At 69.7% G+C, this 14,186-nt stretch carries 16 protein-coding genes and 6 pseudogenes; 17 read left to right on the top strand and 5 right to left on the bottom strand.

The annotated features are described in order from the left end of the window. The first annotated feature begins 321 nt into the window (after positions 1-321). The 4 genes from G7085_RS15750 (at position 322) to G7085_RS15735 (ending at position 3,408) form a co-directional block, all read left to right on the top strand. Positions 322-657 (top strand): hypothetical protein, encoded by a 336-nt coding sequence (locus G7085_RS15750; RefSeq protein WP_197511691.1) that lies wholly within the window; start codon positions 322-324, stop codon positions 655-657. Beyond that, complete coding sequence (locus G7085_RS15745) at positions 654-1,295, top strand: hypothetical protein (RefSeq protein ID WP_197511690.1); 642 nt, start codon at positions 654-656, stop codon at positions 1,293-1,295. Before G7085_RS15750 ends, G7085_RS15745 begins: the two co-directional genes overlap by 4 nt. 79 nt (positions 1,296-1,374) lie before the next feature. Next, the gene (locus G7085_RS15740) at positions 1,375-2,790 is read left to right on the top strand and encodes a hypothetical protein (RefSeq protein WP_197511689.1); all 1,416 of its coding nucleotides are present in this window, start codon (positions 1,375-1,377) and stop codon (positions 2,788-2,790) included. A 159-nt stretch (positions 2,791-2,949) separates the two neighbouring features. Next, the gene (locus G7085_RS15735; RefSeq protein WP_197511688.1) at positions 2,950-3,408 is read left to right on the top strand and encodes a hypothetical protein; all 459 of its coding nucleotides are present in this window, start codon (positions 2,950-2,952) and stop codon (positions 3,406-3,408) included. A 19-nt stretch (positions 3,409-3,427) separates the two neighbouring features. Here G7085_RS15735 and G7085_RS15730 read toward each other — a convergent pair whose 3' ends face one another. Beyond that, complete coding sequence (locus tag G7085_RS15730; protein ID WP_231979598.1) at positions 3,428-3,577, bottom strand: hypothetical protein; 150 nt, start codon at positions 3,575-3,577, stop codon at positions 3,428-3,430. Between the two features lie 53 nt (positions 3,578-3,630). On the opposite strand from G7085_RS15730, the pseudogene G7085_RS26920 reads away from it, so the two are divergent. The 3 genes and pseudogenes from G7085_RS26920 to G7085_RS15720 form a co-directional block, all read left to right on the top strand. Beyond that, positions 3,631-3,930: pseudogene (locus tag G7085_RS26920) on the top strand (discoidin domain-containing protein); the annotation flags it as partial. Between the two features lie 195 nt (positions 3,931-4,125). Further along, entirely contained in the window at positions 4,126-5,301 is a 1,176-nt protein-coding gene (locus G7085_RS15725; protein ID WP_231980549.1) for an Ig-like domain-containing protein, read from the top strand. A gap of 28 nt (positions 5,302-5,329) precedes the next feature. Further along, the gene (locus tag G7085_RS15720; protein ID WP_197511685.1) at positions 5,330-5,542 is read left to right on the top strand and encodes a hypothetical protein; all 213 of its coding nucleotides are present in this window, start codon (positions 5,330-5,332) and stop codon (positions 5,540-5,542) included. Here G7085_RS15720 and G7085_RS15715 read toward each other — a convergent pair. The 3 genes and pseudogenes from G7085_RS15715 to G7085_RS15710 form a co-directional block, all read right to left on the bottom strand. After that, positions 5,532-5,762: a hypothetical protein gene (locus G7085_RS15715; RefSeq protein ID WP_197511684.1), complete on the bottom strand. Its 231-nt coding sequence runs from the start codon at positions 5,760-5,762 to the stop codon at positions 5,532-5,534. The two genes, G7085_RS15720 and G7085_RS15715, sit on opposite strands and share 11 nt — an antisense overlap. Positions 5,763-5,928: 166 nt before the next feature. Continuing rightward, positions 5,929-6,021: pseudogene (locus tag G7085_RS35275) on the bottom strand (pyrimidine dimer DNA glycosylase/endonuclease V); the annotation flags it as partial. Positions 6,022-6,666: 645 nt separating this feature from the next. Further along, positions 6,667-7,005, bottom strand: coding sequence for a hypothetical protein (locus G7085_RS15710; protein WP_197511683.1), 339 nt, complete (start codon positions 7,003-7,005; stop codon positions 6,667-6,669). 402 nt (positions 7,006-7,407) lie between these two features. Between G7085_RS15710 and G7085_RS26910 the strand changes: the two genes are divergently transcribed. From G7085_RS26910 to G7085_RS15680, 8 genes and pseudogenes are all read left to right on the top strand, one after another. After that, complete coding sequence (locus tag G7085_RS26910; protein WP_231979597.1) at positions 7,408-7,752, top strand: hypothetical protein; 345 nt, start codon at positions 7,408-7,410, stop codon at positions 7,750-7,752. Further along, positions 7,640-8,002: pseudogene (locus tag G7085_RS35270) on the top strand (hypothetical protein); the annotation flags it as partial. The gene G7085_RS26910 and the pseudogene G7085_RS35270, both read left to right, overlap by 113 nt. 214 nt (positions 8,003-8,216) lie before the next feature. Continuing rightward, positions 8,217-9,387 (top strand): annotated as a pseudogene (locus G7085_RS35265) (phosphoenolpyruvate carboxykinase domain-containing protein). Between the two features lie 111 nt (positions 9,388-9,498). After that, on the top strand, positions 9,499-9,981 hold the full coding sequence (locus G7085_RS15700; RefSeq protein WP_197511682.1) for a hypothetical protein: 483 nt from the start codon (positions 9,499-9,501) through the stop codon (positions 9,979-9,981). A gap of 2 nt (positions 9,982-9,983) precedes the next feature. Then, the gene (locus G7085_RS15695; RefSeq protein WP_197511681.1) at positions 9,984-10,343 is read left to right on the top strand and encodes a hypothetical protein; all 360 of its coding nucleotides are present in this window, start codon (positions 9,984-9,986) and stop codon (positions 10,341-10,343) included. Positions 10,344-10,413: 70 nt separating this feature from the next. Further along, complete coding sequence (locus G7085_RS15690; RefSeq protein ID WP_197511680.1) at positions 10,414-10,977, top strand: leucine-rich repeat domain-containing protein; 564 nt, start codon at positions 10,414-10,416, stop codon at positions 10,975-10,977. 451 nt (positions 10,978-11,428) lie between these two features. After that, entirely contained in the window at positions 11,429-11,914 is a 486-nt protein-coding gene (locus G7085_RS15685; protein ID WP_197511679.1) for an MFS transporter, read from the top strand. 79 nt (positions 11,915-11,993) lie between these two features. Further along, the gene (locus tag G7085_RS15680) at positions 11,994-12,284 is read left to right on the top strand and encodes a hypothetical protein (protein ID WP_197511678.1); all 291 of its coding nucleotides are present in this window, start codon (positions 11,994-11,996) and stop codon (positions 12,282-12,284) included. A 15-nt stretch (positions 12,285-12,299) separates the two neighbouring features. Here the strand turns inward: G7085_RS15680 and G7085_RS15675 are convergent, their stop codons facing one another. Then, positions 12,300-12,488 carry a hypothetical protein gene (locus G7085_RS15675; protein WP_197511677.1) on the bottom strand — a complete coding sequence of 63 codons (189 nt, stop codon included), beginning with the start codon at positions 12,486-12,488 and terminating at the stop codon, positions 12,300-12,302. 74 nt (positions 12,489-12,562) lie between these two features. Between G7085_RS15675 and G7085_RS35260 the strand changes: the two are divergent. Together G7085_RS35260 and G7085_RS35255 are read left to right on the top strand one after the other, a co-directional pair. Continuing rightward, positions 12,563-13,887 (top strand): annotated as a pseudogene (locus tag G7085_RS35260) (amidohydrolase). An 82-nt stretch (positions 13,888-13,969) separates the two neighbouring features. Next, a pseudogene (locus G7085_RS35255) lies at positions 13,970-14,179 on the top strand (Gfo/Idh/MocA family oxidoreductase); the annotation flags it as partial. Between the last annotated feature and the right edge of the window lie 7 nt (positions 14,180-14,186).

Raw genomic sequence — 14,186 nt, 5'->3', positions numbered from 1 at the left:
GGAGATTTCGCATTGACCGTGCCTGCCCGACCGACGGGGGTCGGGTCCGCCCAGGCGCGGAAGCTCCGCCTTCCCTCAACGGAGAGGAACATCCCTGATGTACAAACGCTTGAGCAAGGTGGTGGGGGTCTCACTGACGAGCCTCGCGCTACTCGCTGGCGTCACACCGGCCGTGGCCGACGTGGCGCCGGGCAACGACAGCGATGTCGGTCTCTACACCAACGGCCTCTCCGACGTGATGGACATCGGCACGCCGACCTACACGAACCTCGCCCCGGTCGAGCAGGCGCTCACCCCGGGGTCGCATGGACGGCTGACAGCATGCAGCAGTCGATCTTCGCCAAGGACAAGGCAGCGGGAGGAACCGACTACTACCTGGACCGCATACTGGGTGTCAAGGGCTCCGGCAACAACGCGGTGCTCCAGACGCGTGGACGTTCGCTGTACATGCGCGGCAACTCGAACTTCTCGGCCATGGGATTCGCGGGAAGCGCGTTCGCCGGAGGCGTCACCAACCTCGGCAACTTCTACACCATCACCGTCCCGGCCAGTCGGTCTCCGAGGTCGGCGCCCAGCGCGTCAACGCCCCGAGCCACGCCAAGGGCCGTTACACGATCGGCACCACCGGCATCACCGCCGATCAGGCGAAGTTCATGACCCATGACAACGTCGCAGTCACCGCGCTCACGCTCAGCAACCCGGGCGCGAGCGACGTCACGCTCACGCTCCGCGCCGAGTCCCCGATCGCCAAGGCGGAGGCCGACGCCTCCGACGAGCTGGTCGGCACCACCAAACTTCGCTCCGGCTCCAACAACGGCCTGGTCGACACCCCGTGGAGCGACGTCACCATCCGTCTCAAGGCGACCGGTTTCGCCGCCGCGGACGGAGCCCTGGTCCGCGAGGTCACGGTCCCGGCGGCGGCAGCATCGACCTCTCCGTCGCCGGCGTGCTCTACTCCGACGACATGCCCGACTCCCCGGCGCCTTCGCCGCGTACGCGGCGAAGGCCCCGATGAGGCCGTGCGCGACGGCATCACCGCATTCAACGAGCAGTGGGCCGCCGACATCCCTACATCGACGTGCCGGACCCGGCCATCGAGAAGGCCATCGTCTACCGCTGGTGGGGCGAGCGCTACAACGTGCTCGACACCAACGAGTCGGGCCACGTGTACCAGTTCCCGACCACCATCGAGGGCGTCAACCTGTACCAGAACTCGGTTGTCCTCACGCAGCCCATGCACCTCCAGGACACCAAGTGGATCCGCAACCCGTATCTCGCATACGGCCAGGTGCTGAACCTCGGCGAGCTCTCGGGCTCGTCGGCCTTCCTCGACTCCCCGGACACACCAGCTGGAACAACCACTACTCGCAGTACATGGGCACCGCCGGCCTCGAGGCCTATCAGGTGCACGGCGGCGGTGAGGCGGTCGCCGAGAAGTTCGCCAGCTACTTCGAGGGTGATGCGAAGGGCCAGCTGGACCACTACGACGGCAACGACGACCTGCTCATCGCCTACGACACCAACTACATGCCGGGCAACGACTCGGACGCCATCTCCTTCGGGTTCCCGAAGAGCGGCGGCGGCGCTCCCGGAGCCCGCACCATCGAACGCCCCGAGTCCGCCTACGTCTGGGGCGCCTTCACGGCGGCCGCAGACCTCTACGAGATGGCGGGCGTGGGTGAAGCGAAGGTCGCCGAGCTCCGCGACACGGCCGACCGGATGCAGGCCGCGATTCTCGATCGGCTGTGGAGCGAGGAGACCCGGATGTTCCTCGCGGGCACCTCGCACGGAGCGACCTCGGCGGCCACCGCCAACGGCCAGGCGAACCCTCTGAGCCCGGCCGAGCGCGACCTGGTCCCGGCGAAGGAGACGAACCTCTACGACGTCTACGCCGAGGAGGTCATCCCCTTCGACCGGGCCGACACCTACGTGGACGGCTACCGGTTCCTCCGCTACGGCGACAACCACCCGATCTTCCCGTTCTACACGGCCAACCAGTATGACCGTGCGAAGTTCGGCATCGGTGGTTCGAACAACTTCTCCAACATCAACTTCACCGTGCAGTACCGAGGCGTCCGCGCCGGGCTCCGGCACTACGACACCCAGCAGAAGTACCTCGACGGCGACTACGCCGCACGGCTGCTGGACTGGATGGCCTGGAGCATCTACCCCAACGGCGATGCCTCCAACGCGAACCAGGCCGAGTACTACTCGAACTGGAACCCCGCCACGAAGACCTACGGCCGCAACAACCCGAACCACGTGATGCTCGGGAACATGAACTACATCTTCATCGAGGACATGGGCGGCATCCAGCCGCGCAGCGACGGCTCGATCGAACTGTGGCCCATCGACCTCGGCTACGGGCACTTCATGGTCAACAACCTGCGCTACCACGGGCGTGACGTCACGATCGTGTGGGATCCCGACGGCTCGCACTACGGCCTTGGCACCGGGTACTCGCTGTTCCTCGACGGCGAACGCGTCGCCTCTGCCGACCGGCTCGGCCATTTCACCTACGACCCGAACACCAACAAGGTCACGCAGGCCGAGGACGGCCTCGACGTGACGGTCCACGCGGGCGCAACCAGCACCCTCGCCTCCGCCGTCGACACCGACATCGAGGACGCCCGCGTCATCGACTACCTGAAGAAGGCGGGCATCGACCTGGAACGCAGCACCGCGAACCTCGCCACCGGTGCGACGGCCACGGCCGACCACACCCAGCAGGGGTCACGGCCGACGCCGTGGCGCCAGTTCCACACCCCGGGTTCTCGACCGGTTCCATGAACTACACCCCGGCGCCATCAAGGAGACTGAACTCCCGGTCACCCTCGACGCCCTCACCGACGGCGTCACCGCCGACCAGCCCTACTGGGGCAACCACGGCACGACGAGCCCGACCGGGTGGGTGCAACTCGACTTCGGCTCCCCGTCGAGATCGACAACGTGATGCTGTACTTCATGAGCGACCGCCAGGACGGCGGCTACTCCGAGCCCCAGCGCTTCTCCATCCAGGTGCCTGACGGCGCGGGCTGGAAGACGGTCGAGGCCGCGAAGCTCCCGAAGATCCCGAGCCCGAAGACCAACGACGTCCTGTTCGACAAGGTCACAACCGACTCACTGCGCGTCGCCTTCACCAACGCCCCCGGCCGGTTCACCGCGATCTCCGAGATCCAGGTGTTCAACTCGGGCCGCGAGGTCCCGGTCGTCGTCAACGACGCGCCGACGGTCACGGCGAAGGTCGACTCCACCAAGGTGGGCAACCTCTCCACCGGCTCGTCGCGACCGCGGTCGACGACGGACTCCCCGAGGACGGCACCCTCAGCTTCGGCTGGGAGGTCGTCACCGGGCCCGCGGGAGCGGGTGTCATCATCAGCGCACCCGACGCGCTGGCCACCACGGTGACCGGCACCGTCGAGGGCGACTACCGCTTCCGGTTCTCCGCCACCGACGGGGACAAGACCAGTGAGAAGTTCGTGGACGTCACGCTGACGAAGAAGGCCACCAGCGCCGAGTTCGGAGCGACAGGCACCATCACCACCTCCGGCTCCGCGGGCTGGGAGAACCCACTCAAGGTCAACGACCCGACCACCCGTCGCGGTCCGCCCCGGCGCGGGCAACGGCTGGGGCAACTGGGGCCAGCCCAACAACGGCACCAGCCCGGCGACGGCGGCCTGGATCCAGTACACCTGGGACACCCCGGTGAGGATCGCCTCGAGCGATCTCTACTGGTACGACGACGGCGGAGGCACGCGGGCTCCCCGTGCAGACGCCTACGCGCTGGAGTACACCACCGACGGCACCACCTGGCTCCCCGTCACCCTGACCGGCGGCTCGACCTACGCGGACGCGCTCAAGCTCAACGGGTACAACCACCTCGGGTTCGAGGCGGTCGAGGCGAAGGCGCTGCGCGTGCGGATCACCGGCGTGCAGGGCAGCGGGGCGGGAACGGGTGTCCTCCGTTGGCGTGTGAACGGCGATCTGGTCTCCGAGGTCGCCTCGCCGGTCATCATCCGGACTCAGACGGGCACCGTCCCGACGCTCCCGGCCGAGCTCGACGTCACCTACGAGAGCGGGGCCGACGGCAAGGTCGCGTTCCAGTGGCAGGCGATCACCGCCGAGATGGTCGCCGAGACCAACGTCGAGCCCTTCCTCGTCTACGGCACGAACTCCGCCTACGGGCTCATCGCCGAGGCGCAGGTCTACGTCCGACCCGAGTTGTCTGAGGGTGGCATCGCCATCCAGGGCGCCGAGTCGTTCGAGCGGACCGTCGCGGTGGGAGAGCAGCCGAAGCTGCCTACCCACGTTCTCGTGTCGTACAACGACGGCTCGAAGGACAACCAGGCGGTCGGGGTCGAATGGGACTACGACGAGACCCTCGTCGAAGAGGCGGGCGTGTACACGCTCCAGGGCGCGCTCCAGCTGCCCTGGTACGTGAGCAGCGCTGGCACCGTTGCCACCACCTTGAAGCTCACCGTCCTCGGGGACGCCGTCACCTCGGTGACGCTCGACCCCGCGTCGGTGACCCTCGAACCCGGCGACACGCAGCAGTTCACGGCGACCGTCGAGGCGATCGGGGATGCCGACAAGGCTCTTACCTGGGCCGTCACCGGCGCCGACTCGGAAGCGACGACGATCAGCGACTCGGGTCTGTTGAGCGTCGGCGCCGATGAGACGGCAACCACCCTCACCGTGACCGCCACGTCGAGCGCCACCCCGACGGTGTGGGGCTCGGCCTCGGTTGCCGTGGAGCACCCGGCCGAGCCGGTCGTTCTGGAGTCGATCGCCGTGACGCAGGCACCCACGAAGACCTCGTACAAGGTCGGTGAGGACCTCAACCTGACCGGGCTCATGGTGGAGGCCTCGTTCTCCGACGGGTCGAAGGCACCGGTGGCTGTGGCCGAGCTGAAGGTGGACGGCTACGACAGGTCGATCGCGGGCAGCCAGGTCATCACGGTCGGTTGGACGTCCGGGGAGGTCACGAAGAACGCCACCTTCACCGTCGAGGTGAAGGCCGCCCGAGTCCCACCCCGACTCCGACCCCACGGTGAAGCCGACACCGACCCCGACGCCCACGGTGAAGCCGACTCCGACCCCGACGCCCACGGTGAAGCCCACCCGGGCCAGGTCGACGTCTACTCCACCCGGGTCTGCACACGGTCAACGGCCGCCGCTGGTACACCACCTGCGAGCCGTACTCGCAGAACATCCGCTGCCGCACGAGCATCTGGGCGAGCACCATTCAGCGCAGGGGCAACGGCTACACGCAGGTCACCGGCTGGACGTTCAACAACATGACGTACCTGCCGATGATGACGCGCGCGCAGTGGGCGGCCAACCCCTCGGCCACACCGGTGCATGGACCGCAACCGACGGTCGTAGGTGGCGCACCGAGTGTGACACCGCGGTCACGGGCCGCAACGGCTGCCGGTCGTACACCTGGACGACCTACGTCAAGGCGACCTCGACCGGTGGCAGGACCACCTTCAGCACCGTCCAGGGCTGGGTCGTCAACAACATCGTGCGCTTCAAGGCCTGACGGGAGCGGACACGAACCGGCGGCCTCCGATCCACCCGGATCGGAGGCCGCCGGCCATGTTCAGGGTCGCTCCCATGCCTCCACGGGCCCGGGACGACCCGGAAGAGCGGATGGGGGTCCGGGAGTTCGGGAGGGCGGCGAGCAGTCCGGGCGAACGGACCGCGAGCTTCGCCGCGAGATGGGCCCGCTCGAACCGCAGCTGATCGTCGGTGACGTCCATCGAGGCGTCGACGCCGACCGTGTCGATCCTGCCGCGGTCGAACCGGTACCCCGCGCGTCCGCCTCGTCGGCGAGCGCCGCGAGGTATGCCCCGACAGTGGAGTGCGGGTCGTCGACGGCACGGAACCGGTCGAGTTGCGGATGGTTCCGGTAGCCCTGGTGCGTCCGGCGAGCACGGCCTGCGCCAGCAGTGTCTCCCGCCAACAGGCGATCAACCCCTGCCGGTCCAGGAACCTTGGATGGAGCGACCAGATCCTCACGTGCTCAGTAGGTCCTCGAGTCGTCCCCGTCGCTGCACTGCAGCCCGACGCCGACCGGGATTCCCGCGCCCTCCAACTCCGTGCACGAAGGCTCGGCCTGGAGCATGATCGCCCGGTCCCACGAGCCGCCCGCAGCGCCCAGATCGTCTGACCGCCGCCGCAGTCGCCGCCCTCGCTGCCCAGGACGAACCCGTCCGGGTGGACGCTCATCACGCTGAGGTACGTGGTGCTGCAGCCGTCGGAGTCGGGGCCGCCCAACAGCGCCGCCGCGTAACCGCGGAAACTCTCGGGTACCCTGCCAGCGAGGCGGCACCCTCTGGCGTCTCGGCCTGAGAGTCGACATCGACCCAGGCTACGGACCGGTCGGGTGCCGACGGTATCGGGGTGGGGTCGGCACCGGAGCCGCCGAGGGCTCAGGGCGCGCGCTCGGCACGGCGGTCGCCGGCGGGACGCCGACGGCCTGGGAGTGACCCTGTCGGGCGTCGGTGCGGCGCTCGGGTCGGGCTCACCGAGGCGGATGCGGACGACGAGGGCGACGGGGTGGAGGTGGCGGTTCGGGTGGGGTGGGACCGACGGTGGTTTCCGGGGCGCACCCGACGACGAGGAGCAGCCCGGCCGCGACCGCGGCGGTTCGGAGGTTGGGCATCAGTAGTCGGCCGCCTTCCCGGAGTCATCGAGGCAGCGCAACCCCGGCACGGCCTCCGGCACCGAGTTGAGGGCGAACTCCCGGCAGGGGATGGCGTCCTCGAACTGGGTGATGTAGTGCCACTGGCCCTCGGTGATGCCCCAGATCACCTGCCCGCCGCCACAGTCGGACTCCTCGGATCCGAAGGCGAACCCGTCCGGGTGGACGGCCCTGATCTCCACTTCGGTCGTGGTGCAGCCGCCGTCGTCCTCGACTCCGACCCGGCTCGCCAGGAAGGCGCGCAACGAGGCCGGGAGTGAGGACGCGGCCCCGGCCTGGGCCGCGTCCCGGACCGTCACGTCGACCTCGGCCCACGGGCCGCCGACGACCGGCGGCTGCTCGACCGGGGGAAGCGATGCCTGGGGCGACTCCTGAGTGGGAACGACCTCGGGTGCCTGCGACGGCCCGGTGGCGGACGGCTCGGGCAGCGGGTGGCCTCCACGCTCGGGGCGGAGCGAGGGTCGGTTCGGGAAGGGCCGTGCCGGGGTCGGCGACGCTCGGGTGACCCGCGGGGTCGCTCCGCCATCGGCCCCGCGCAGGCGCTGAGCGCCGCGACAAGGGCAAAGACACCGGCGAACATCAGGGGTTTACGCACATCCGGAACCCTACCCGACACGCCAATGGTTCCCCACAGCGCGTCGCGCTGGCCTACCCTGGCATTGGAGGCACTCAACGCTGACCTGCCCCGACGGAGGAGACCGATGTTCAACCAGTCCGAATCCCACCCACGTCGCCAGCTGATCCCGAGCACCGGCACCGCGCCGACCCACGCCCGCCTTCTCGCCTGGCTCGACACGGTCGTCGACCTGTGCAGGCCCGATGCCATCCACTACTGTGACGGCTCGTCCGAGGAGGCCGCTGCGCTCGCCGCCGGGCTCGTCGATGCGGGCACCCTGGTGCGCCTCAACGATGCCCTCCAGCCCAATTCGCTGTATGCCCGGACCGACCCCGACGACGTGGCCGCGTCGAGGACTCGACCTTCATCTGCTCCAACGACGAGCGCAACGCCGGCCCCACCAACAACTGGATGGATCCGGCGCAGATGAAGCGGATCATGACCGAGTTGTACGACGGCTGCATGGTGGGCCGGACGATGTATGTGATGCCGTTCTGCATGGGTCACCTGGACGCGGAGGATCCGAAGTTCGGGGTGGAGGTCTCCGACTCTGCCTACGTGGCGCTCTCCATGAGGATCATGACGCGGATGGGGCGGAGACGCTCGCGGCGATGGAGGCCACCGGAGCCGACTTCGTGCCGTGCCTGCACTCGGTCGGCATGCCGCTGGCCGAAGGCCAGCCCGACGTCGCATGGCCCTGCAACGAGACGAAGTACATCGTCCACTTCCCGACGAGAAGATGGTCTGGTCGTACGGCTCCGGATACGGGGCAATTCGCTGCTGGGCAAGAAGTGCTACGCGCTGCGCATCGCGTCGGTGATGGCCGCGACGAGGGCTGGATGGCCGAGCACATGCTGATCCTGAAGCTCACCTCCCCGAGGGCGCGCCTACCACATCGCCGCGGCCTTCCCGTCCGCGTGTGGCAAGACCAACCTCGCCATGCTGGAACCGACGGTGGCGGGGTGGAAGGTCGAGACCCTCGGAGACGACATTGCCTGGCTGCGGTTCGGCGACGACGGCCGCCTGTACGCGACGAACCCGGAGACGGGGTTCTTCGGCGTGGCCCCCGGCACCAGCGAGGACACCAACCCCAACGCGATGCGCGCCATCCGCCGGGGAAACTCGCTGTTCACCAACGTGGCCCTCACCGAGGACGGCGACATCTGGTGGGAGGGCATGACCCGGAGAAGCCGGCGACGCTGCACGACTGGAAGGGCCGCCGCTGGCACGGGGATCCGGCCCGAGGGCGGCCGCCCCGAGGAGAAGGCCGCCCACCCGAACAGCCGGTTCTGCACCCCGATCGAGCAGTGCCCGATCCTGGCGGACGAGTACCACGATCCGGCCGGCGTCGCCCTCGACGCGATCATCTTCGGCGGTCGCAGGGAGAACACCGTCCCCTTGTGATGCAGTCGCGCAACTGGCGCCACGGCGTCTTCATGGGGGCTACCTGTTCATCGGAGTCGACGGCCGCCGCGAAGGGGCCGTCGGGGTGCTGCGGCGCGATCCCATGGCGATGCTGCCGTTCATCGGCTATCACGTCGCCGACTACGTCCAGCACTGGATCGACATCGGCGCGCAGGCCGACCAGGACAAGCTGCCGAAGATCTTCTACGTCAACTGGTTCCGACGCGATGGCGACGGCCGCTTCATGTGGCCGGGCTTCGGCGAGAACTCCCGGGTACTGAAGTGGATCGCGCAGCGCGTCGACGGCCTCGTGGATGCCCGCGAGACCCCGATCGGCCTGCTCCCCACCGAGGACGGGCTCGACGTGGAGGGTTGGACATCACGGAGTCCGATCTCCGGGAGGTGGTCGGATACCGGGAGCAGGAGTGGCGCGACGAGGTGCCGCGCATCGGCCGCTGGTTCGACACATTCGGCTGGCGCCTTCCGCGCGAGCTGGTCGACGAGCTCCTGCAGTTGGAGACGACCCTCGGCGCGGAACCGAGCAGCTTCGGCCGCTGACACCGGGCGACACGTCCGGCGAGACGGAGGTCTTCCGGAAATCCCGCGCGGCCGCGCCGAACCGGCACCCGCGTCCCGAGGTTCGGCTGCGGCCACGGCGTGAGGATCGGCCACCCGGGCCGCGAGTCGCGCGCATGGATATCGCCTTGTCCTCGCATCATCCGACGGGTGCGGCCTATCGTGGCTGGACCGGGGCGGCCGACGGCCCTCCCGGATGCACCGGAAGAAGGCCCATCGTCTCAGCGGAGCGGATGCGGTCCGTCGGCACCATCGCTCGCATCTGGGGACCCGTGAAAAACCTGCTACGGATCGCTCTCATCACACTTCTCGTCGCGACCGGAAGCCTGGTCACGGCCTCCCCGCCAAGGCGGAGATCGACGTCTACACGACTCCGGGCAGACACTTCGTCAACGGCCGCTGGTGGGACACCCGCTGCGAGAAGTACTCCATCACCACGCGCTGCCGCACCGAGATCCTGGCGACGGTGATCACGTACCGCAACGGCCGCTACGTCACGAGCAACACCTGGACGTTCAACAACCTCACCTACCTGCCTTCGCCGCGCTCCGCGTGGGTGAGGAACCCGCTCGGCAAGGCGGGCTCCTGGACCGCGACGGACGGGCGGAAGTGGCGCACCGAGTGCGACACCCCACCACCGGGCGCAACGGCTGTCGCAGCTATGCACAGGCCAGCGTGATCGTGAAGACCGCCACCGGCTTCCGGCACCAGGTCAAGTGGGTGTTCAACAACATCGTGCGGTTCTCCATCGCACCCACCACCCCACCGACCAAGCCACCCACCACCCCGCCGACGACGCCACCGACCACCCCGCCGACCACGCCGCCGACCGGGGTGACCTTCCGGGACCCCGACCTCGAGGCGTGCATGCGCAGGGCGGCAGGGATCGGCGCCACCGCTCCGTTCACCATCGCCACCGCCGCCGCGGTCGTGGAGGCCACCTGCAACGGCAACGTCGAGAACCTGTCCGGGATGGAGAACTTCACCGGCCTCACCAGCCTCGATCTGGCGGCCAACTCCATCACCAGCATCACCCCCTGACGAAGCTGACGCGCCTCCGGTTCCTGGACCTGTCCAGGAACCGGATCACCAGCCTCGCCCGCTCGCGGGCATGACCGCCCTGTACACCCTGTACATCTCCGACAACCCGGTCACTGACGTGGCCCCGCTCGGCAAGCTGCCCAACCTCAACACCGTCGAGGCGATCGGCACCGACGTGCGCAGCGTCGCACCCCTGAAGGACGCGGCGGGGCTGGTCTTCCTCGACCTGTCGTCGAGCACCCGGCTGGACGCCTCATCGCTCACGTCGCTCACCCAGTTGCGGGGACTGTCCATCGCCGACTCGAATCTGTCGAGCCTCACCCCGCTCACCAATCTGAAGGCGCTCCTGATCCTCGACGTCGCGTCAAACCCCGACGTCACCTCCGCCGCGCCGCTGGGTGGCATGACGTCGCTCTCGATACTGTCGATCACCAGCACCGGGATCGGCGATCTCACCCCGATCGGGAAGCTCACCAGCCTGACCCAGCTCGACATCGACAGGACACCCGTCCAGCGGGTCGCACCGCTGGCCTCCCTGACGAAACTGCAGGTCCTGTCGGCGGTGGGTGTGAGCGCCACGGACTGGCAGAGCCTGGACGCCCTCGTCGCAGGAGGTCTGACTATCCTCAGGTGACGACCGGGCCGGAGCGGGCGGGCGCGGAACGGGCCGGTAGCCTGTCCCGGGTGATGACTGGAGAGAGCGGCGTCCTCGTCTACTGGCGCCCCGGCTGCATGTACTGCGAGCGGCTACGGGCGTACTCGGCGACCACGCCCCGCGCGCCGACTGGATCGATATCTGGAGCGACCCGGAGGCCGCGGCATTCGTAGCCGGCGTCAACGACGGCAACGAGGTCGTTCCCACGGTGGTGATCGACGGCGTGGCACACACGAACCCCGATCCCGACCTGGTGCTCGCTGCCCTGACGGCCTAGGACACGGCGTGGCCCCCGCGCGTGAGGTCGTCCGAGCCCGATGGGGCGTCACGATCATGTTCTGGCTCAACGGTGTCGGTTTCGCCTCCCTCCTGCCCGCTACCCCGAGATCAAGGCCGCCCTCGGGCTCGACGACCTCGGCTGGGTCTCGTCGTGGGGCTCGGCCCGCTCGGCGGACTGATCGCGGGCCTGTTCACCGCGCGGCTCATCCGGCGGTACTCCTCGGCGCGCGTCAACGTGGTGACCGCACTGCTCGGGCTCGCCATGCTCAGCGTGTACGGCAACGCAACCGTGTGGCCGGTGTTCGCGCTCGGGATCTTCGCGATGGCGGGCTTCGACGCGATCAGCGACATCTCCATGAACGCCCACGGGCTGCGGGTTCAGAGCCTCTACGGCCGCTCGATCGTCAACGGCCTGCACGGCTGGTGGTCCGTCGGGGCCGTGTCGGGCGGCCTGCTGGGCTCGATCGCGGCCCAGGCCCGGGTGCCGATCTGGGTGCAGTGCCTCGTCGCCTTCGTGATCTTCGGCGCGATGGCCATCTACGCGAAGACGCTGCTGCTCCGCACACCGGACGCGCGGCCCGCCGGGGAGGGCACCACCGTGTCGGGCGGAATCCCCGCCGCTGGCTGCCACGCCTGATCGCGCTCGGTCTGCTGGGAGCCTCCGTCGGCATCATCGAGGACTCGGGGCTTCGTGGGGCGCCGTCTACATGGACTCGATGTTCGAGGTGACCCCGTTCGTGGTGGGCATGGCCTTCGTGGCGCTGCAGGGAGCGCAGGTGATCGGCCGGTTCACCGGAGACGCGCTGACCAACCGCATCGGCGCGCGGGGCGTCGTCACGCAGGGGCTCGTCATCGCGCTCGTCGGCACCGCGGCGGCCGTCGCATTCCCGTCGGCCGCCATGACGTTGGTCGGTTTCGCCTGCGCAGGTTGGGCATCGCCACGGCCATCCCGCTCGCGATGCACGCCGCGAACGAACTGCCCGGCATGGCCCACGGCAACGGCCTGACCTTCGTCACCTGGCTCATGCGGGTCGGCTTCTTCGCCGGCCCCCGCTGATCGGGCTGGTCGCCGATGCCGTCGACCTGCGCTGGGCGCTCATCGTGCTGCCCGTCGCGGCCGTGCTCGGCCTCGTGCTGTCGCCGTCGCTGACCCCGCCGAGGCGGGCATGACCGCGCTGGTCATCGCCGGAGGCCGCCTCGCGGGCGGACACCGGATGGACGTTCGGATCGAGGGCGGCCGGATCGTCGGGATGGGCCCGGGCTCGACACGACCGGCGCACGGCTGGTGGATGCGCACGGCGGGTACCTGGTGCCGGGCCTGTGGGACGCGCACGTCCACTTCGGCCAGTGGACGCGCTCGACGACCTGGCTCGACATCTCCGCAGAGCCCGGGCCCGAGGCCGTCTGCGCGACGATCCGCCGCGCGCTCTCGGGCATGCCCGGGGACGGCCCGCTGATCGGGTTCGGGCACCGCTCGGGAGGCTGGGCACGGGAGCCGGGCGTCGCCGAACTCGACGCGGTGAGCGGTGCGCGGCCGGTGGTCCTGATCTCGGGCGACGCCCACAACGGATGGCTCAACTCCGCGGCGCTGCGCCTGCTGGGACTGCCTCCCCGGACCGGCCCGCTGCGCGAGGGCGACTGGTTCCCGGTGCTGGCCGACCTCGGGTCGCTCCCCGGAACGACCCCGACGCGGGCGCAGGAGTTGGCGGCGGTGGACCGGCTGACCGCCCGCGGGCTGGTGGGCATCGTCGATCTCGAGTTCACCGATGCGTTCAACGACTGGCCCGCGCGGGCGGAGGCAGGCATCGACCGACTCCGGGTGCGCGCGGGAACCTACGAACACCAACTCGACGAGGTGATCGGTCGCGCCCTGCGCACCGGCGACCCGCTCGCCGGTCCGCTGATCACCATGGGGCCCTTGAAGATCATCAGCGACGGCTCGCTCTCGACCCGCACCGCATGGTGCGAGGAACCGTACGAGGGCTCCGCCGGGCACCGAACCTCCCGGCCGAGAGGCTCCATGCCCTGCTCCGCCGCGCCGCCTCGGCGGGGCTGGACGCGGCGGTGCACGCCATCGGCGACCGGGCAGCCACGCTCGCCCTCGACGCGTTCGAGGCGACGGGCGCCCACGGTTCCGTCGAGCACGCCCAGCTGCTCAGCCACGCCGATGTGCCGCGCTTCGCGGCACTCCGGGTGACGGCGAGCATGCAGCCCGCGCACCTCCCCGACGACCGCGACCTCACCGACCTGGTGTGGGGCGACCGGGCGGAGCGCGCCTTCATGGCCCGTTCCCTCCTCGACGCGGGCGCGACGCTCGCCCTCGGCTCCGACGCCCCGGTGGCCCGCCCCGACCCCTGGCTCGCCATGGCGGCGGCCGTGTGGCGCAGCTCCGACGACCGGCCCGGCTGGCACCAGGAGCAGGCCATCACCGCGCGGGAGGCGCTCTCGGCATCCACCGACGGGCAGCGGCTCCGCGTCGGGGCGCGGGGCGACGTCGTGGTGGTGGAGTCCGACCCGCTCCAGCCGGGACCGGCCGATGAGGTGGCGGGGCGGCTCCGCACGATGCGCGTCCGCTCCACGATCTGCGGTGGTCGCCTCACCCACGGGTGAGGTCCCCCTGCTGTAATGGAGCCATGACGCTCCCCACGACACGCATTCCCGACCCGATGGCCGCCCACCGTTGCGGTGGGGCGTGATCGGGCCCGGCGGAATCGCAGGCGCCTTCACCGAGGCACTCCACACCCACACCCGCAGCCGCGTCGTGGCCGTCGGATCCCGCGACGCCGGCCGCGCGGCGGCCTTCGCCGCGAGGGTCGGTGCGGAGCGCTCGTACGGCAGCTACCCGGAACTGGTCGCCGACGACGGCATCGACGCCGTCTACGTCGCCACCCCGCACAGCGAGCACCTCG

Source organism: Tessaracoccus coleopterorum, assembly GCF_011174705.1.
Taxonomy (GTDB): domain Bacteria; phylum Actinomycetota; class Actinomycetes; order Propionibacteriales; family Propionibacteriaceae; genus Arachnia; species Arachnia coleopterorum.
This window is presented reverse-complemented; position numbering and strand designations above follow the sequence as displayed.

What these genes read in the sequence shown, in the direction of transcription:
- G7085_RS15750 (WP_197511691.1), top strand. Translation starts at nt 322, where the DNA reads ATGCAGCAGTCGATCTTCGCCAAGGACAAGGCAGCGGGAGGAACCGAC.
- G7085_RS15745 (WP_197511690.1), top strand. Translation starts at nt 654, where the DNA reads ATGACCCATGACAACGTCGCAGTCACCGCGCTCACGCTCAGCAACCCG.
- G7085_RS15740 (WP_197511689.1), top strand. Translation starts at nt 1,375, where the DNA reads ATGGGCACCGCCGGCCTCGAGGCCTATCAGGTGCACGGCGGCGGTGAG.
- G7085_RS15725 (WP_231980549.1), top strand. Translation starts at nt 4,126, where the DNA reads ATGGTCGCCGAGACCAACGTCGAGCCCTTCCTCGTCTACGGCACGAAC.
- G7085_RS15715 (WP_197511684.1), bottom strand. Translation starts at nt 5,762, where the DNA reads ATGGACGTCACCGACGATCAGCTGCGGTTCGAGCGGGCCCATCTCGCG.
- G7085_RS26910 (WP_231979597.1), top strand. Translation starts at nt 7,408, where the DNA reads ATGTTCAACCAGTCCGAATCCCACCCACGTCGCCAGCTGATCCCGAGC.
- G7085_RS15700 (WP_197511682.1), top strand. Translation starts at nt 9,499, where the DNA reads ATGCACCGGAAGAAGGCCCATCGTCTCAGCGGAGCGGATGCGGTCCGT.
- G7085_RS15690 (WP_197511680.1), top strand. Translation starts at nt 10,414, where the DNA reads ATGACCGCCCTGTACACCCTGTACATCTCCGACAACCCGGTCACTGAC.
- G7085_RS15680 (WP_197511678.1), top strand. Translation starts at nt 11,994, where the DNA reads ATGTTCGAGGTGACCCCGTTCGTGGTGGGCATGGCCTTCGTGGCGCTG.